Source organism: Natronorubrum aibiense, assembly GCF_009392895.1.
Taxonomy (GTDB): domain Archaea; phylum Halobacteriota; class Halobacteria; order Halobacteriales; family Natrialbaceae; genus Natronorubrum; species Natronorubrum aibiense.
The window spans coordinates 550,929-569,057 of sequence record NZ_CP045488.1; the positions used below are offsets into that span (position 1 = coordinate 550,929).

12 protein-coding genes are annotated in these 18,129 nt (G+C 65.3%); 5 read left to right on the forward strand and 7 right to left on the reverse strand.

The window, feature by feature from the left end:
* Window positions 1-202: 202 nt before the first annotated feature.
* Window positions 203-4,747, forward strand: a complete 4,545-nt coding sequence (gltB, locus tag GCU68_RS02805) for a glutamate synthase large subunit (protein ID WP_152938943.1) — start codon at window positions 203-205, stop codon at window positions 4,745-4,747.
* An 84-nt stretch (window positions 4,748-4,831) separates the two neighbouring features.
* On the opposite strand, the gene GCU68_RS02810 is transcribed toward gltB, so the two are convergent.
* The 5 genes from GCU68_RS02810 to GCU68_RS02830 all read right to left on the reverse strand — a co-directional run bounded on the left by GCU68_RS02810 (window position 4,832) and on the right by GCU68_RS02830 (window position 9,037).
* Entirely contained in the window at window positions 4,832-5,818 is a 987-nt protein-coding gene (locus tag GCU68_RS02810) for a metal ABC transporter permease (protein WP_152938944.1), read from the reverse strand.
* On the reverse strand, window positions 5,815-6,597 hold the full coding sequence (locus GCU68_RS02815; RefSeq protein ID WP_152938945.1) for a metal ABC transporter ATP-binding protein: 783 nt from the start codon (window positions 6,595-6,597) through the stop codon (window positions 5,815-5,817). The genes GCU68_RS02810 and GCU68_RS02815 overlap by 4 nt, the downstream gene beginning before the upstream one ends.
* Window positions 6,598-6,604: 7 nt before the next feature.
* Complete coding sequence (locus GCU68_RS02820; RefSeq protein ID WP_152938946.1) at window positions 6,605-7,630, reverse strand: metal ABC transporter substrate-binding protein; 1,026 nt, start codon at window positions 7,628-7,630, stop codon at window positions 6,605-6,607.
* A gap of 352 nt (window positions 7,631-7,982) precedes the next feature.
* Complete coding sequence (locus GCU68_RS02825) at window positions 7,983-8,576, reverse strand: peroxidase-related enzyme (protein ID WP_152938947.1); 594 nt, start codon at window positions 8,574-8,576, stop codon at window positions 7,983-7,985.
* A 44-nt stretch (window positions 8,577-8,620) separates the two neighbouring features.
* Window positions 8,621-9,037: a GIY-YIG nuclease family protein gene (locus GCU68_RS02830; RefSeq protein WP_152943551.1), complete on the reverse strand. Its 417-nt coding sequence runs from the start codon at window positions 9,035-9,037 to the stop codon at window positions 8,621-8,623.
* 210 nt (window positions 9,038-9,247) lie between these two features.
* Here GCU68_RS02830 and GCU68_RS02835 point away from each other — a divergent pair, with 210 nt between their 5' ends.
* Window positions 9,248-10,486: a hypothetical protein gene (locus GCU68_RS02835; RefSeq protein ID WP_152938948.1), complete on the forward strand. Its 1,239-nt coding sequence runs from the start codon at window positions 9,248-9,250 to the stop codon at window positions 10,484-10,486.
* Between the two features lie 523 nt (window positions 10,487-11,009).
* On the opposite strand, the gene GCU68_RS02840 is transcribed toward GCU68_RS02835, so the two are convergent.
* Complete coding sequence (locus tag GCU68_RS02840; protein WP_152938949.1) at window positions 11,010-11,981, reverse strand: RAD55 family ATPase; 972 nt, start codon at window positions 11,979-11,981, stop codon at window positions 11,010-11,012.
* 180 nt (window positions 11,982-12,161) lie between these two features.
* On the opposite strand from GCU68_RS02840, the gene GCU68_RS02845 reads away from it, so the two are divergent.
* From GCU68_RS02845 to GCU68_RS02855, 3 genes are all read left to right on the forward strand, one after another.
* A complete protein-coding gene (locus tag GCU68_RS02845) occupies window positions 12,162-13,151 on the forward strand; it encodes an NAD-dependent epimerase/dehydratase family protein (RefSeq protein ID WP_152938950.1) in 990 nt (329 codons plus the stop codon).
* Window positions 13,152-13,256: 105 nt separating this feature from the next.
* Window positions 13,257-14,318: an NAD(P)-dependent glycerol-1-phosphate dehydrogenase gene (locus GCU68_RS02850; protein WP_152938951.1), complete on the forward strand. Its 1,062-nt coding sequence runs from the start codon at window positions 13,257-13,259 to the stop codon at window positions 14,316-14,318.
* Between the two features lie 218 nt (window positions 14,319-14,536).
* The gene (locus GCU68_RS02855) at window positions 14,537-16,264 is read left to right on the forward strand and encodes an acyl-CoA synthetase (protein ID WP_152938952.1); all 1,728 of its coding nucleotides are present in this window, start codon (window positions 14,537-14,539) and stop codon (window positions 16,262-16,264) included.
* 81 nt (window positions 16,265-16,345) lie between these two features.
* Here the strand turns inward: GCU68_RS02855 and GCU68_RS02860 are convergent, their stop codons facing one another.
* On the reverse strand, window positions 16,346-18,100 hold the full coding sequence (locus GCU68_RS02860; protein ID WP_152938953.1) for an aldehyde ferredoxin oxidoreductase family protein: 1,755 nt from the start codon (window positions 18,098-18,100) through the stop codon (window positions 16,346-16,348).
* Window positions 18,101-18,129: the final 29 nt, after the last annotated feature.

Below are 18,129 nucleotides of genomic sequence, written 5' to 3' on the forward strand. Positions count from 1 at the left end.
ACCGAGCGATAGCGACGTTTCATACGCTCGAACGTGCCTCAGCAGTGTCGTCGTTGTACTCGACCTCCGAGTGGACAGCTGCCGAACGGTATATTATTTACTATCATTAAGAACAATACACCTTATATACGATTATATGTGTCTATAATACACTTAGTCATTATGGATCAACCTCTTATAGGTGTTTTCGCTATCTGTGCGTATGTCACAGCCACACACGTCTGCCGAGCATTCGCGGGGGCTTGCAGACCCCACCGACGAGCGGTCGAACTGCGGTGTCGGCGTCGTCATGGATCTCGACGGTGACGGAGGCCACGACGTCGTCGCCGATGGCCTCGAGCTCCTCGTCAATCTCGAGCATCGCGGGACGACTGGTGCAGAGAAAAACACCGGTGACGGCGCGGGGATCATGCTCCAGATGCCCGACGAGTTCTTCGAGGGCGTACTCGAGACAGATCTTCCCGAGACCTACGCCGTCGGCTCGCTCTTTTTCCCACAGGACGACGCGGCACGCGAGGAACTGATCTCGATCATTGAGTCGTCGCTCGAGCGCTACAATCTCGAGGCCCTCGAGTGGCGCGACGTGCCGACGAACAACGCCGATCTCGGCCAGACGGCCGTCGATTCCGAACCCGACGTCTGGCAGGTCGTCGTCACGCCGACCGACGACGTCACTGGCGACGCGTTCGATCGACGACTGTACGTCGCCCGCCGGGCGCTCGAGAACGCGATCGAGGACACCGATATCGACAACGCGGAGCGCTTCTACGTCTGCTCGCTCGACTCGGAGACGCTCGTCTACAAGGGCCTGCTCAAAGGCGAACAGGTCGCCTCCTACTACTCCGACCTAACCGATTCCCGAATGACCTCGACGTTCGCGATGGTCCACGAGCGGTTCTCGACGAACACGCTCGGCGCGTGGCACCTCGCCCATCCCTACCGGAACATCATCCACAACGGCGAGTTCAACACCATTCAGGGCAACATCAACTGGATGCGCGCTCGCGAGACCGACCTCGAGAGCGATGTCTTAGAGGATCTCGAGGCGGTCAAGCCGATCATCGACGATCCGGACCAGTCGGACACCGCGAGCGTCGACAACGCACTCGAACTGCTGATGCAAGACGGCCGGGACCTCGAGCACGCCCTGCGAATGCTCGTCCCGGAAGCCTGGCGCGGCGACGAGTCGATGGATCAGGACCGCAAGGACTGGTACGATTTCCACGCCTCGCTGGTCGAGCCGTGGGACGGCCCCGCGCTCGTCGCGGCGACCGACGGCGAACGCGTCGGTGCCGTCCTCGATCGGAACGGGCTGCGTCCCTGCCGGTACGACGTCACGACCGACAACCGCCTGATCATGGCCAGCGAGGCCGGCGCGCTCGAGACCGATCCATCGGCGATCGAAGAGCGCGGCCGACTCAAGCCCGGCCAGTTGTTCCTCGCCGATCCGAACGAGGGACGCGTCATTCCGGACGACGAGGTCTTCGAGGACCTCACCGACGACCGCTACGGCGAGTGGGTCGAGCAGGAACAGGTCCGACTCGGCGACATCCGGACGATCGACGACAGCGCGCCCCAGCAGTCGGTCTCGAACCTGCGCGCCCAGCAGGCTGCATTCGGCTACACCCACGACGAGCTCGACAACATGATCGAGCCGATGATGCAAACGGGGAAAGACCCCGTCGGCTCGATGGGCGACGACACGCCGCTGTCGGTGCTCACCGAGTTCAACCGCCCGTTGTTCTCGTATTTCAAACAGCTGTTCGCACAGGTCACCAACCCGCCGCTCGACTACATCCGCGAGGAACTGGTGACGTCGATGGAGAGTCGCCTCGGCTTCCAGCGCAACCTCTTAGACGAGTCGCCTGAACACGCCCGCCAACTGGTGCTCGACTCGCCGATTCTGACCGACACCGACCTCGAGTCGATCCGCGACTGCTCGGCCAACGGCATCACGATCGCGACGGTCGACATCACCTACGAGCCCGAAAGCGCGGAGCCGGGGGCTGACCTCGAGGCAGCGATCGAACGCGTCCGAGAAGACGCCGTCGACGCGATCGACGCAGGCCACGACGTACTCGTTCTCTCCGATCGCGGCGTCGACGAGGACCGCGTGGCGATCCCGAGCCTGCTCGCGACCGGGGGCGTCCACCACCATCTCGTGCGAAACGGCCTGCGCAACCACGTCGGCCTCGTCGTCGAGTCCGCCGATCCGCGCACCGTCCACCACATGGCGACGCTCGTCGGCTACGGTGCCGGCGCGATCAACCCGTACCTCGCCTACCAGACGATCGACGACATCACGGCCGGCCCCGACGGCGCGGATACGGCGACCGCCATCGACGCCTACGTCGGCGCGCTCGAGGACGGCTTGCTGAAGATCATGGCCAAGATGGGGATCTCGACGGTCGAGAGCTACCAGGGCGCCCAGATCTTCGAGGCCGTGGGCCTCGACTCGACCCTCGTCGACGAGTACTTCGAGGGCACCGAGAACCGCACCGAAGGGATCGGCCTCGCCGAACTCGAGGCGGACATCCGCGAGCGCCACACCACCGCGTTCGACGAAGACGATGGCGACCTCGACCGCCACGGCGAGTTCGAACACCGCTCGAACGGGATCCACCACCAGTGGAACCCGGAGACGGTCGGCACGCTCCAGCAGGCCGTCCGCTCGAACGACTACGAGCGCTACGAGGAGTTCGCCGAGCTGATCAACGACCAGCAACGGAATCTCCAAACCCTGCGCGGGCTGCTCGAGTTCGACTCCGATCGCGACCCAGTGCCGATCGAGGACGTCGAGCCGATCAAAGACATCGTCCAGCGCTTTTCGACCGCGGCGATGAGTCTCGGCTCGCTCTCGCCGGAGGCCCACGAGAACAACTCGATCGCGATGAACCGCATCGGCGGTAAGTCGAACTCGGGCGAAGGCGGCGAGCCGCCGGAGCGCTTTGGCACCGAGAAGGAGTGTAACGTCAAGCAGGTGGCCTCGGGCCGCTTCGGCGTCACCTCGACGTACCTCTCCTCGGCCGACGAGTTGCAGATCAAGATGGCACAGGGCTCGAAGCCGGGCGAGGGCGGCCACCTCCCCGGCCAGAAGGTCAACGAAATGATCGCCCACGTCCGCAAGTCGACGCCGGGCGTCGGCCTCATCTCGCCGCCGCCGCTACACGACATCTACTCGATCGAGGACCTGAAACAGCTGATCTTCGACCTCAAGGCGGCAAACGAAGAGGCGGACATCAATGTCAAGCTCGTCTCCGAAGCCGGCATCGGCACAGTCGCAGCAGGTGTCGCGAAGGCGAACGCCGACGTGGTCCACATCTCGGGCCACTCCGGCGGCACCGGCGCGTCGCCGCGCACCTCGATCAAAAACGCCGGCCTCCCCTGGGAACTCGGTCTCGCCGAAGCGAACCAGATGCTCTGTCAGACCGGCCTGCGCGACCGCATCCGCGTCTCCGCCGATGGCGGGATGAAAACCGGCCGCGACGTGGCCGTCGCCGCCTTGCTCGGGGCCGAGGAGTACGTCTTCGGCACCGCCAGCCTCGTCACCTCGGGCTGTGTGATGGCCCGGCAGTGTCACAACAACACCTGCCCGGTCGGCGTCGCGACCCAGCGCGAGGACCTGCGAAAACGCTTCCCCGGCGAACCCGAGCACGTCATCAACTACATGACGTTCATCGCCCAGGAACTGCGCGAACTCATGGCCGAACTCGGCTTCGAGACGATCGACGAGATGATCGGTCAGGTCGACGTGCTCGCCCAGCGCGACGACGTCGATCACCCGAAAGCCCGCCGCGTCGACCTCTCGACGGTCCTCGCCGACCCGGGCAGCGACGTCCGGCGCAAGATCCGCGAGCAGGACCACGAACTCGAGGCGCAACTCGACCGCGACCTCATCGAGGCGGCAGCCGACGCGATCGAAACCGAGGAGCCGGTCATGCTCTCGGCCGACGTGACGAACGTCGATCGAACCGTCGGGGCGATGCTCTCGAACCGCATCACCAGCCGCTACGGCGAACCGGGCCTCCCCGAAGACACGATCTCGATCGACCTCGAGGGCACAGCCGGTCAGAGCTTCGGGGCGTTCCTCGCCAGTGGCGTCTCGATGCACCTCGACGGCAGCGCCAACGACTACGTCGGCAAGGGCCTCTCGGGTGGGAAGATTACTATCCGAACGCCCGAGACGGCCACCTACGATCCGACCGAGAACATCTCGATCGGCAACGTGGCCCTCTACGGCGCGACCGACGGCCAACTGTACGTCAACGGCGTCGCTGGCGAGCGTTTCGCCGTCCGCAACTCCGGCGCGAAGGCCGTCGTCGAGGGCGTCGGCGACCACGGCTGTGAGTACATGACCGGCGGCGTCGTCGCCGTCTTGGGCGAGACGGGCAAGAACTTCGCTGCGGGGATGTCCGGCGGCGTCGCCTACGTCTACGACCCCGACGACGAGTTCGCCGACCGCGCCAACACCGGGATGGTTTCGCTGCACGAGGAACTCGAGGACCAAGACGAGGAGATGCTGCGACGGCTCGTCGAGAACCACGTCGCCTACACCGGCTCCGAGCGGGGCGAACGCCTGCTCGCGAACTGGGAGCGCGCACTCGAGTGCTTCGTCAAGATCATGCCCGACGCCTACCACGAGGCGATCACCGAGCAGGGATCGGACGACGTCCGCGACGAACTACCCGGCGTGCCCGAGACCGAACTCGAGGCCGAGTCGACCAGTTTCGCCGCGAGCGACGACTGATCGGGTCGACGGCCCATAGCTTCGGTCGCACTCTGCAGTGAATCGCGTGAGAACAGCTGTTTTCGTGCAGTCGACGAGTTCGGATCAGTCCGCGAGTTCTTCGTCCGGAATGGATCGCGTCTCCTCGGCAGTTGCCTGTCGCGACTGGATCTTCCCGACCAGTACGGCCCCGATGTAGATCGCGACGGCGACGAGGACGATCGTCCCACCGGCCGTCGCCTCGTACTGGTACGACAGCGTGATCCCGACGAGCACCGCGATCTGTGCCAGGACGACGGAGGCCAACAGCGCCTCTCTGAAGCTTCGGGCGAACTGCGCAGCGCCGGCGACCGGGACGACGAGCATCGCAGCGACGAGGATCACGCCCATGATCTGCATCGCCCCGACGACGACCATCGCGGTGAGCATCGACATCACCCGGTTGTACCAGGGGACGCGGAGCCCGGCGACTCGAGCAGCCGTCTCGTCGAACGTTACGTACAGGAGCTGTTTGTAGGTGAGCGAGACGACCAGCGTGACGACCACGAACAGGACGACCAGGATGATCACGTTCTCCCGCGAGACCGTCGCGAGGTTTCCAAACAGATACTGGTTGATCCCGACCGCAAGCCCGCCGGTGTTAATGCTGATCAGCACGGCTCCGAGGGCGAACCCAGTCGAGAGGACGATCGCCATCGAGACGTCGTTGTAGGCGTCTGTCACCTCCGAAATCAGCTCGATCGCGAGCGCGGCGATCATCGCCACGACGACGGCCGTAATATACGGCGAGATGCCGGTCCCGAACGCCGCGTTGACGAACAACCCGACTGCGACGCCGGCGAAGGCGGTGTGGGCGAGGGCGTCGCCGATGAGCGCGAGCTGGCGGTGAACCAGAAAGGTGCCGATCAGCGGGGCCATCACGGCGATGAGGCCACCGACGAGGAACGCGTGGTGCATGAACACGTAGTCGAGCATCCCGATGCCGAACGTCTCGCCGATCCAGCCGAGTCCGTCGCTCCAGCGCTGGATCAGCCAGTCGAGCGCGTCGTAGAGGACGCCGAACACGACGACGGCGAGTAATGCAGCGCTCATGACGTCACCACCCCATCATCACGACGAACGTTCGTCCCGTAAGCGCGGTCGAGCGCGTCGCTGTTTGCGAACGCCACCGGGTCGCCGTCGAAGTAGAGCTCTCGATTGAGACAGATCACGCGCGAGGTGTGCTCGAGAACGGCCCCGATATCGTGTTCGACCAGCAGGATGGTCATCCCGTCGTCGTTGAGATCCGTGAGCAGGTCGAAGAAGGCATCGACGGACTCCGCGTCGACGCCGACCGTCGGCTCGTCGAGCACGAGCAGTTCGGCCTCACCGGCGAGTGCGCGGGCGATGTACGCGCGCTGGCGCTGGCCACCGGACAGCTGCGTGATCTTCCGATCGGCGAGATGGTCGATGCCAACGGTTCGAAGCGCCTGCTGGGCCCGGTCGCGGTCGTCGCTCGAGACGCGGCCAAAGCCCGCGTGGGGAAACCGCCCCATCAGGACGACTTCTGCGACGGTGATCGGCATTCGTTTCGTGTTCTCGGTGACATCTTGGGCAACGTAGCCTACTTTTTCGCGCTCGGCGAACGCACTCGCAGAGTGGCCGAGCAATTCGATCCGGCCCTCGTCGGGATCGTGCAAGCCAAGGAGCAGTCGCAACAGCGTACTCTTTCCGGAGCCGTTCGGGCCGATAATTCCGGCGTACTCGCCGCGCTCGACGGTCAGGGAGATGTCCTCGAGGACGGAATTCGCCGTGTAGCCGAACGAAACGTCGTCGACTGCGACGACGCGGTCAGTGCGGTCGGTGCGATCGTCGGTTTGGGGTTGTGTCATGGGTAGCTTACGGCTCGAAGTTCCGGCCGTAGTCCGCGAACGAGACCTCTTCGGGCGACGTGACATCCGCGAGCAGGCGGAAGGTAGGCATGTTGACGTTGCGCGCGATATCGAAGTAGCCCCAGCCACGCTCGTGCCACGACTCGGCCGTGCCGGCGTACGGCGTCACCGGATAGTAGGCCTCGACATCCGTCTGCTCGAGCAGTTGTCGTGCGGGCCGAATCGGTTCGAAGACCGCAGCTCCGATGTGGCGGATGCCGTTGTCCGCAATCGTCTCCTGTGCCCGTTGCATGTCCGCCGGGCGCACGTCGTCGTTGGCCGCGAGGTTGACGACGAGCGGTTCGATCGTCACGTCGTAACGTCGGGCAACGTACTCGAAGGCGTTGTGTGCGGCCAGAAAGAGGACGTCGCGGTCGGCCGCATCGAAGATCGTCCGCCACTCCTCGTCGATGGCCTCGAGTTCCGAGTTGAGGTCAGCAGCATGCTGGGCGAACGTGTCCTCGTGATCCGGCGCGATTTCCGTCAGTCCGTCGGCGATGTTGTCGACCGACGTCATCGCCAGTTCGGGATCGAGCCAGAAGTGCGGGTCCTTTGCATCCCCGACCGCCTCCTCGTCGGTCAGCGTGTCGGCGAGGTCGACCAGATTGACGCCTTCGCGGACGTTGATCAGACTCGTTTCCTGCGTCTCGGTCTGGACGGTATCGATCGCTCGGTCGGCCCACGGCTGGAAGTCGGGACCGACGTGGATGAACGCGTCCGCGTCGGTGATATCGCGCTGAATCGACGGGTCGGGCTCCCATCCGTGGCCGTGCATTCCCGTGGGAACGAGGTTCTCGACCGAAACGGGCGTCTCCGCGGCGATCCGTCTCGCGAAGTCGTAGAACGTAAAGAAGGATGCAACGGCGACGGGCCCGCCACCGTCCTCGTTCGAACTGCCGAGACAACCAGCCAGTCCGGCGACCGCAGAGCCGCCGACTGCCGACACGACGTGTCGACGCGACCATCGGCCGTTGCGGAATCGAGTATCGCTCATGCTACGAGAGACTGATTCGCCAACATATATAATTAACTAACTCAAATAGATGGTTTAGTTATGTCTAATTTAGATTGGCTTCGAGGATGATGGATTGCGGTCAGCAACCGACCGAGCCACTGTGGGAGGGTAGAACGCACTCGAGAGAGGGAACAATGCTCCACTTGAGCGGTACTGACGCAAGTCGCCGTCGGCGAACTCACGGACGAATTCAGTCCCGTATTTAGATGGGACTAATTTGGAGAGCTAGTTCAGAGAAGGATATGTTCACCTCGGCGGAAACGGTTCGATCGCTCTCGAGTGGCGACGTTCGTCGAGACTCGGAGTCGGCCTCGATCGGAGGCGCGTGACGCTACCGACCGAGCGTGTGGAACTCGTCGTTCGGCCGCATCTCCGCAAACATCGCGAGTCGGTTGCTCAGGTTGTAAAAGGCCGTGACGGCCGCGATATCCCAGATCGCCTCCTCGCTGAAGCCAGCCTCGCGCAGCGCCTCGAGGTCGTCCGGTTCGACCTCGGTCGGGTTCTCGGTCAGAGTCACGGCCACGTCGAGCATCGTCCGGTGGGCGTCGTTGATATCCGCCGTCCGGTAGTTGGCGACCAGCTGATCTGCAAGTAAGGGGTCGTCGGCGTAGATCCGGACGAGCGCCCCGTGGGCCACGTTACAGTAGTAACAGTGATTGACACCGGAAACGGCGACGACGATCATCTCGATCTCCTCGCGCTCTAAGGCGGCGTCCTCGACGAGGGCGTCGTGATACTGGAAGAAAGCGCGGAAGTGAGAGGGCTTGTATGCCATCGCCGAGAACACGTTCGGCGTGAAGCCGGCGCGCTCGGTCTCGGATTCGATTCGCTCCTGCAGATCGTCCGGAAGGTCGTCGAACGCCGGGACGGGGAATCGGGCCATCGCATCATCGCCGAGTTTCGGGTCGGTGTCGGAGTTACTCATGGCTACCGATTCACACGCATCCGTAATAACTCAGGGGCTCGAGTTCACTGCTCGTCGTCGACGACGCCACCGGCATCGACTGCCGCCTCGAGGACGGTCGCTTCGCTCGACGTCTCGAGCAGATGGGCCACGCAGTCACAGTCCGACGCCCCGAAGTCGGGGACGGGGTCGCCGGGGAGCGAGGCTGCTAGTTCACACTCCCGGTCGGCGTCGGGGAACGTGATCACGCGCTCGAGGGTCGTCTCCGGGTGGCCGAGCAGGTAGTCGATGTGCCAGTGGCGCGTCGCTCGCTCGCCGGCGGCGAGTTCGCGGTGGCGGTCGACGCGTGCGAACCCGCCCGGGCCGAACGCGCTGCCGACGTACGCGTAGGTTCCGGCGGTGAACTCGCGAGCGCCCAGCGCGCCGACGTCGATGCTCGTCGCTCGAGCGACGTCGACGACGAGAACGTAGGTTCCGCCCATACGGAACGTCGACAGCGAGGCGACAAAAACGGGCGTGATTCGTGGCAACTCGAGGCCGTGTCGCGGTGCCGTCCGAACCGGCACGGCGAGCGCCTCGGCGTTCGGCGTGGGAGACGTTATAGTAACAACTGAAACGGTTTACCACCGATCGTACAGCCATCGTTCGATCGGGTGTGCACTGATTTTTCAGTGGCTACTATAGTTACGATAGTGGTCCCCGCGGCTTTCCTCGTCCCGGTGGTCCTGCTCGCGCTCGTGGACGTGCCGACGAGTGCTCATGTCTTCGTCTGCCTGCTGGGTGTGTCGGTGGTCCTCGCCGCCACCAGATCGCGGTCCGTGCTGGCCTCGTCGCTGTCCACCCATGTCGGTGCGTTCGCCGCGTTGACGGGGCTGTCGTTCGCGGCTTTCGGAGCCTTGATACCGATCGAACTCCGGCTCCTCGGTCCAGTCACCCTGCTCGTATCGCTGCCGCTGTTGGTGGTGCTCGAGGCCGCCACCGGACTGGTCGCCTATCCGATGTCGGTCGACGTCGCCACGGTCGCCGGTGTCTCGCCGTCGGTCAGGCTGGCCCTGCTGGCCGCGCTGCCCTCGGTGCTGCTGGTCGAACTGAGTGTCGTCCTGTCGCTGCTCCGTACGACGGTCGTGACCGCGCTGGAATCCCTGCTGGCTCCCACCGCGTTGGCTGACATCCGGACCCTGCCCGCGGTCACGCCCTTGCGCCTGCGGAGGACCGCGATAGCCGCGATCTCGCCGGTCCTGCGGCGCCTGTTGGCGCTGCAACTCCGTCTCACCGCGCGGCAGCCGTTCCTCGCGTCCGCGGTCTTGTCCCGACTGCTGTTGACCGCGGCGCTGCTGGCGCGCTCGAGGCTGACGATCCCGTTGCTGGCGCTGGTCCTGCTGACGGTGGTCCTGTTGGCGGCCCTGAGATCGAGAGCCCCGTTCAGGTTGTTCCTCGCGGAACTGGGACTGGTCGCGCCCTCGCCGTTCCTGTCGCCGCGCCTCACCGCCGTACTCGAGGTTCGTCTCGTCGCGGACGTCGGGTTCGAACTGGCTGCCAGGACCGGGCTGGCGCTCGCGGCGGGACCAGCCGCGCTCGCTGCGTCGACCCTGCATGCCGCCCTGCTCACCGTACTGGTCTTGCTGATAGCGCTGGCCCTGTTGTCCGTATTGGTTTTGCCGGCGTTGCTGGCCCTGCTGTCCGCGCTGTTGGCTGGGGCGCTGTTGGCCCTGGCCGGTCATTCCGTGCTGTTCTCGCTGTCCGTGCTGCCCGCGACTCGGCTGTCGATACTGCTCTTGGCGTTGCTGTCCGCGCTGCCCTCGAGTTTGCTGTTCGTACTGCCCACCTCGGTCCTCGTGAATCTGTTCGCGCCGTGCCTCGCCGCCGTACTCGAGCGAGCCCTCCTCGAGCGCGTCGGTTTCGAAGCCGCTGTGCTGGCCGCCTCGCTGTGATCGCCTGCGATTCGTTCGCCGCTCCTGCTGACTTCCCATTCCCTGTTGCCGCCGCTGTGGTCGGTCCCGGTGGCCCTCGTCCCAGCGGTCCTGGGACTCGTGCTGTCCTCGCTGGGGGTCGTTGTGCCCTCGAGTTCGGCTCTCCTGAGACGCTCGATACCGCTCGCGGCCACGTTCGTACTCGATCTCTCGGTCGGACGGTCGCTGCCGGTCGTTTGGATCGTTCATGATTGGTGAATCGGTGTGCGGTCACCGCTCGCCGTTCCGTAAGCGAGAGGAACTGTTCGGTGTCGATTCGGTCACGCGCTGACGGGCGAGTGGTGTCGACGATGTGCTGTCGATCCAGCGGCGTGTGTTCACCCGTCAAGCGGATAAATCCAGAGCGTGAGATGTCGTGCAGCGGCGACAGACAGCGGCTTCAGGCCCGCTACTGCTGTCCGTGTATAGAGTAGCAACTGAAGCGGTTTACACACCGATCGTACGACGACTGTGCGACCGTGTGGACATTGACTGTGAGTGGCTACTATAGTTCAGCGGAGGACGAGCCCACGGGTACGTCGCGGGCGTCGGCAGCTCCGTGCGCGACGAGTCCCCGTACAGGTTCGTACTCGTAGGTGATCCACTGTGGGAGGTGCTGGGCCCCAGTCAGTTTCCGAACGCCGAGTTGTCTGTGTCGAACGTCCGACTCGAGGTGGTCGGCTAGCCGAAGGTCGACGATGCCGTCGACGATGGACGCATCGCCGGGCCCCCAGTCACCCTTGGCGACCGTTCCAGCCACAATCGGGACATAGCGGGCCTTGCACACCGCTGCTCGCGTTTCCGTGACGAACGCGTGACGGTGGTGGTCCTCGAACTCGTCGAGCGAGTCGATCGTCACCAATCCAGTCTCGGTCATCTCGAGGTCGTCGAGCGCCTCGTTCAGGCCGGAGAGGATCGGCTCGATGTCGGTCGGCTCCTCGATCGCGACGATCGAGTCGACAGCGGTTTTCCCGACGAACTCGATCCACGTGCTCCGTCGCTCGAGGAACGTCTCGCGGTCCGTGAGCCGATGGGTGAAACAGTCGATGATCCGAAGTCGATCGTCCTCGAGTGCGGGCAGGACGTTCCAGCCGGTCTCGAAAAAGCGCTCGAGGATCGCTGTCGGTGGGGTCGTCGCGGTGACGATCGCGGCGGGTTCGCCCCGCTCTACGGCGCGCCAGACGAGTTCGGTCAGGAGTTCGGTCCGACGGGTGCCCGCCTCGCCGACGAGCGAGATGAACGAGTCCGTCGGCACGCCGTTGGGGACGAGCGAGTCGAGCGGTTCGACACCCGTGGCGATGCGCTTGTACGCGCTCGGGTCGGCCATCGTCGCATCGTCGGTCCCGGCGTCGCGACAGGCCGTCGAACAGAAGTAGCCGTCGTCGGTTTCTTTCGGTTCGCCGGGGATCGGGTAGTGACAGTGATCGCACTCGAGGGGGTAGTCGCCGGGTCGATCCGATCGCTGGTGTGATGACATAGGCGCGGCGACCTACGGGAGACGGGGGAAAAGAACTAGTTCGTCGGACACGTGACTGTCGCGTCCATGAGAGTGTCGACGGATTGAATGATCGCTCGAGGCAAGGTGTGTGAGACCGTTGCTCGATCGTCGACGGGGCGCTCCGCCACCGTTTTCTGCGGGTGCGACGACGACCCTCACATGGACACCGCACTCGTTATCGGCGGCACGCGGTTTATTGGCCGGCATCTCGTGGACGACCTGCTCGAGCACGGGTACGACGTGACGATCTTCAACCGCGGGACGCACGACAATCCGTTCGAGACTGACGACCGCGTCAGCCACGTCGCGGGCGATCGGACGAACGACTCGGCGCTCGAAGCGGCAGCGATGACGGTCGACCCCGACGCCGTCTTCGACTGCGTGGCCTACCACCCGAAAGACGTTCGGGCCGCGACGCGCATCTTCGCGGACTGTGAGGCGTACGTCTACGTCTCGAGCGGCGCCGCCTACGGCCGCGAGGAGATCCCGAAACGCGAAGGCGAGACGCCGCTCGAGTCCTGTACGGCCGAGCAGGCGACTGACGACTCGAGCGACACGTACGGCAATCGCAAGGCCGAGGGCGATCGCGCGGTCGCCGCGGCCGCAGAACAGGGCATCAACGCGATGAGCGTCCGCCCGCCGATCGTCTACGGGCCCCACGACTACACCGAGCGGCTCGACTGGTGGATCGACCGGGTAAACCGCTTCGACCGCGTGCTCGTTCCCGGTGACGGGACGAACGTCCGACACCGCGTGTACGTCGAAGACGTCGCCAGCGCCCTGCGAATCGTCGCCGAACGCGGCGAGGCTGGCGAGGCGTACAACGTCGGCGACCGACGCCTCACGACGCTCGAGGAGATGGTCGACCTGATCGCCGCGCAACTGGACACCGACGTCAAGGTCGTCCACGCCGGCCCGCACGAACTCGCCGCCGGCGAGATCGAACTCGAGGACTTCCGCCTCTATCGATCGTACCCGCACGTGCTCTCGACGGCGAAACTCGCCGCGCTGGGCTGGGAGTCGACGCCGCTCGAGGAAGCTATGGGCCGAGCCGTCGACGACCACCTCGAGAGCGACCGCGACGGCAGCGAGTACGGCCCGGAACGGGACGCCGAAGAGCGGGTACTGGGGATTCTCGAGACGCTCTGAGTCGCGGTGCGGGCGCTTGGGTCGTCTCGCGGCCGGACAACGATAGGTGGCCGATCGTTCGAACAACAGGAAAAACACATGGCCCGCGGGTGAGTGAGAGCAGGTATGTTCGAAAAGTCGACGTGGATTCGCCTGCCGCGAAACGTCGTCGTCGGTCACGGAGTTATCGACCAGGTCGTCGACGTGATCGACGACCTCCACCTGCAGGGTCGGCCGCTGTTCGTAACCAGTCCGACGCCACGGGAGGTCGCCGCGGAGCCGATCGTCGCGGCGTTCGAAGCCACCGGCGTCGAGCCCGCAATCGTCACGATCGAGACGGCGACGTTCGACGCCGTCGAGCGCGTGATCGAGACCGCAGAAGCCGAAGACGTCTCCTACCTCGTCGGTATCGGCGGCGGGAAGGCCATCGACATTGCCAAGATGGCGAGCTATCACCTCGAGATGGGCTTCTGTTCGGTGCCGACGGCAGCCAGTCACGACGGCATCGTGAGCAACCGGGGCTCCGTGCCGGACGGCGACTCCCGCCACAGCGTCGCGGCCGAGCCGCCGCTTGCAGTGATCGCGGACACCGAGATTTTGGCCGACGCGCCGTGGGAGCTGACGACGGCGGGCTGTGCGGACATCATCTCGAACTACACCGCCGTGATGGACTGGCGGCTCGCCCACCGACTGAAAAACGTCGAGTACTCCGAGTACGCCGCTGCCCTCTCGGAGATGACCGCCGAAATCCTCGTGGACAACGCCGACCTCATCCGGCCCGGGCTCGAGGAGTCGGCCTGGGTCGTCACGAAGGCGCTCATGTCCTCGGGCGTCGCGATGAGTATCGCCGGCTCCTCTCGCCCGGCGAGCGGTGCGGAACACCTCTTCTCGCACCAACTCGATCGAATTGCACCCGAGGCGGCCTTACACGGCCATCAGGTCGGCGTCGGCTCGATCATGACCGCGTACTTACACGGCGGCGAGCGCGGCATCTGGCGAGACATTCGGGACGCACTCGCGAGTATCGACGCGCCGACGACCGCGGCCGAACTGGGAATCGACGACGAAACCGTCATCGAGGCGCTGACGACCTGCCACGAGATCCGCGATCGCTACACGATTCTCGGCGATGGGATGAACGAGCGCGCGGCACGCGAGGTCGCGACGAAGACTGGCGTCATTAATTGAGTGGACGCTGCGGGGAAGCCGTCGTTCGGGCCCGGCTCGAGTATACAGTCGGAATCGGGGGGAGCTGTAACCAACCCGAACAGTTATTTTCGGGATCGTTGGATGTGTGTATTGACAGCAATGTTCACTGATATCGATACTCGTATCGTCGGTCTGCCATCGGAGACCACCCACGGTACCGAGTCGTCAGTCATCACCACCGCGAGCGAGCACGGCCGATGACGGAGACACCGCGGCTCGAGGCGTACCACTTCGACGAGCGGGAGTGGGACGACTACGAGCACTTGCGCGAGGCGTTCGAGTGGGAGATCCCGGAGCGGTTCAACATGGCGGCATACGTCTGCGACCGGTGGGGCGACCACGACGAGCGGGCGGATCACGTGGCGCTCTACGCCGAGGCTGAGAGTGGTGAACGCGAGCAGTACAGTTTCCGCGAGTTTCAGACGGTGACGAACCGGCTGGCGAACGCGCTTTCCGACGCCGGCATCGAACACGGCGACCGGATCGGCGTCAACGCACCGCAGCGTCCGGAGACGGTGTTCGCACACGTCGCCGCCTGGAAACTCGGTGCCGTCTCCGTCCCGCTGTCGACGCTATTCGGCCCCGATGCGCTCGCCTACCGGCTCGACGACAGCGACGCGCGAGCCTGCATCGTCGATGCGTCGAACGTCGAGGCAGTCCGCGAGGCGGCTCCCGAGGTTCCATCGCTCGAGCGACTGTTGACCGTCGGTGACGTCGACGCCGACGAGGCGGGACCCTCAACAGTCGACGAAGTCGACTTCTGGGACGCCCTCGAGGGGCGCTCGAGCGAGTTCGAGACCGTCGACACGGACGCCGAGGACGACGCGATCATCATCTACACCAGCGGTACGACCGGCGAGCCGAAAGGCGTCCGCCACGCTCATCGGATGTTGCTCGGTCACCTGCCGCTGTTTCTGACGACGTTCTGTAACCTCGAGCGCGGGGCCGACGACGTTTACTGGACGCCCGCGGAGTGGGCGTGGATCGCGTCGCTGTTCGACGTCGTCATCCCGGGGCTGTACTACGGCAAGCCGGTCGTCGCCTACGACGGCGGCCCGTTCGACCCGGAGACGGCGTTCGAGATCGTCGAGCGCTACGAGGTGACGAACTTCTTCGCGCCGCCGACGGCGCTGCGAATGCTGATGCAGGTCGACGACCCTCGAGCCCGGTACGACGTCGATTCCGTGCGCGTGATCCCAAGCGGCGGGGAGTCGCTGGGCCAGAGCATCGTCGACTGGGCCGAAGCGACGTTCGACGGCGCGGCGGTCCACGAGGGATATGGCCAGACGGAGGCGAACCTGCTCGTCGGCGACTGTACGGCCCTCACCGAGTTCCGCGAAGGAAAGATGGGGCTAGCCGCACCGGGTCACGACGTTCGGATCGTCGACCCCGAGACGGCAGAACCGACCGTCGACACGGGCGAGGTCGGCGAAATCGCCGTCCGATACGCGGACAATCCCGTCTGCTTCAAGGAATATCTGAACAAGCCCGAGCGCACCGCACGCAAGGTCCGCAACGGCTGGCTGCTCACGGAAGACCTCGGGACGGTCGACGAGGACGGCTACGTCACGTTCAAGAGTCGCAAAGACGACGTGATCATCAGCGCCGGCTACCGGATCGGGCCCGAAGAGATCGAGGAGAGTCTAGCCGGTCACGACGCGGTCGCCGACGCCGCCGTGATCGGCGTGCCCGACGACGAACGCGGCGAAGTGCCGAAGGCGTACGTCGTCACCGCCGAGGGAACTGATCTTGAGCGCGATACCGACGCCGAGGACGACCTCGAGGCCACCCTGCAAGCCCACGTCCGGGAGCGACTCGCCCAGTACGAGTACCCGCGGGCAATCGAGTTCGTGGACGAACTGCCGACGACGGCGACCGGGAAGATCCGGCGGGCGGATCTGCGCGACCGCGAGGGTCTCGAATAAGTGAAAGAGCGACACGAATCCATCTCGAGTCCGCCACGCTGACTTCGCCTATCGTTCGCGCGTCGCCATCACCGGGAGTTCTCAGTGCGAAATCCGCGTCGCTTCGTCGACGACAGCCGCCAGCTCCAGCCGGCGGAGGAGGGATCGAGTCGGTCGCCCCTGTCGGTCCCACTCGCGGGACGCGTAGTACTGCTCGAGCAGCGCGTCGAACGTCGACCGGTCGACGGCGGTTCCCTCGCTCGAGTCGTCGAGCGGTTCCGTCAGCGTCGCCGGCAACTCGTCGTCCGCTCGAGTGAACCCTTCGCGGACGTTGAACAGGCGGACCAGCGTCCAGATCCGTTCGCCGACCTGCTCGAGGGCGGCCGACTCGAGGTCGTAGCCAACGGCGGCGAGCCACTCCGCCCCGTGGTCCGTCTCGAATACTTCCGCGAGAAAGTCGTCGACGATCAGACTCCACAGCACCGCCCGGCGGTTCTGTTCGGCGATCACGGCATCGACTCGGGAATCTCGATCCGGCGCGTCGCCGACGGCCTCGAGTTCGACCGGTCGGGCGCGGCGATGACAGCCGCCGCGATCGCTCGTGGCGTACGCCAGCGCCATCGTCTCAGCCCCGCGCGGATCGTACGAGGAGAGTTCCATCCCTTTCACAGTCGGAATCAGGTCCTCGCCGCCGAAGCGCTCGACCGCAGCCTCGACGCCGGCCGCGAGCGCCTCGCCGAGCGGTGTCGACTGATAGACGATTTCGTCGATGAGCGTCCGTGCGACGGCCTCGTCGCCGAACGAGAGGTCGCGGTCGATCACACCCTCCTGACTCGCCCGCACCGCCCACGCGATCGCGTTGCCCACCGTGATCACGTCCATCGCGAGCCGATCACAGACCGCGCCCAGCGTCGCGACGGCGCCGAAGTCGTCGATACCGAGCCCCGCGCCGAGCACGATCGGCGTCGCGCCGCGGGGAACGCTCTCACCCTCGTCGCTGTCGACTCGGAACCCGCCCGGGACGGGGTCGTCGGGACGCTCCCGTCCGTTGGCTCGCTCGCGGACGCGCTGGATACCTATGTCTTCGGTGCCTTCGAACTGCCCCTCCTGCCAGCCCCGAGTCGGGAGCACGCCGACCTCGTTGGCGAAGTCGACCGTCTCGAGGGTATCGCTGGCTGCCAGCCACCGGCCGGCGTCGCTTTCGGCGAACGCCTCGCCGTACTCCGCTCGGAGGGAGGGCAATCCGTCCGGTGGCGGATCGCGGGCGACGACGGCCTTCAGATTCTTCGACCCCATCACGGTCCCCGCACCACCCCGACCGGCGTGGTGATCGCCGCCGTCCGAAGCGATCGTCGCGTACCGGACGCCACTCTCTCCAGCGGGCCCGATACAGGCGACCGCGCTGTCCGGAAACCGCTCGCAGGTCGCTTTGGCATCGCACCCCCACAGATCCGCGGCCGGCTCGAGCGTCGCCTCGCCGTCGGCGATCGACAGCACGACCGGTTCGTCGGCGCGTCCCGTCACGAGGATTCCGAGGTGATCCGCCAGCGAGCCGGCCAGTCGTCCGGGGAACGTCCCGCCGCCGTAGGAGTCCAGAAACGCCCCCGTCAACGGCGATTTCGTGATCGCCGCGTACCGCTGTTCGCCGGGCGTATAGCCCGTCAGCGGTCCCACCATGAATAGCAGGATGTTGGCCGGTGCTTCCGGATCCGTCCCCGGCTCGAGTTCCTCGTAGAGATAGCGCGCGCCCACGCCCTTGCCTCCGACGTAGTGCTCGAGCCACCGCTCGGGAATCTCGCTGCTCGTCGTTCGTTCGGCAGAGAGGTCGACCCGCAGTATCCTGTCCGCGTGGGGCATGACACGGTGTTCGTGGTTGGCACTGATTA

What these genes read in the sequence shown, in the direction of transcription:
- GCU68_RS02850 (WP_152938951.1), top strand. Translation starts at nt 13,257, where the DNA reads ATGTTCGAAAAGTCGACGTGGATTCGCCTGCCGCGAAACGTCGTCGTC.
- GCU68_RS02810 (WP_152938944.1), bottom strand. Translation starts at nt 5,818, where the DNA reads ATGAGCGCTGCATTACTCGCCGTCGTCGTGTTCGGCGTCCTCTACGAC.
- GCU68_RS02855 (WP_152938952.1), top strand. Translation starts at nt 14,537, where the DNA reads ATGACGGAGACACCGCGGCTCGAGGCGTACCACTTCGACGAGCGGGAG.
- GCU68_RS02825 (WP_152938947.1), bottom strand. Translation starts at nt 8,576, where the DNA reads ATGAGTAACTCCGACACCGACCCGAAACTCGGCGATGATGCGATGGCC.
- GCU68_RS02845 (WP_152938950.1), top strand. Translation starts at nt 12,162, where the DNA reads ATGGACACCGCACTCGTTATCGGCGGCACGCGGTTTATTGGCCGGCAT.
- GCU68_RS02820 (WP_152938946.1), bottom strand. Translation starts at nt 7,630, where the DNA reads ATGAGCGATACTCGATTCCGCAACGGCCGATGGTCGCGTCGACACGTC.
- GCU68_RS02815 (WP_152938945.1), bottom strand. Translation starts at nt 6,597, where the DNA reads ATGACACAACCCCAAACCGACGATCGCACCGACCGCACTGACCGCGTC.
- GCU68_RS02830 (WP_152943551.1), bottom strand. Translation starts at nt 9,037, where the DNA reads ATGGGCGGAACCTACGTTCTCGTCGTCGACGTCGCTCGAGCGACGAGC.
- GCU68_RS02840 (WP_152938949.1), bottom strand. Translation starts at nt 11,981, where the DNA reads ATGTCATCACACCAGCGATCGGATCGACCCGGCGACTACCCCCTCGAG.
- gltB (WP_152938943.1), top strand. Translation starts at nt 203, where the DNA reads ATGTCACAGCCACACACGTCTGCCGAGCATTCGCGGGGGCTTGCAGAC.
- GCU68_RS02860 (WP_152938953.1), bottom strand. Translation starts at nt 18,100, where the DNA reads ATGCCCCACGCGGACAGGATACTGCGGGTCGACCTCTCTGCCGAACGA.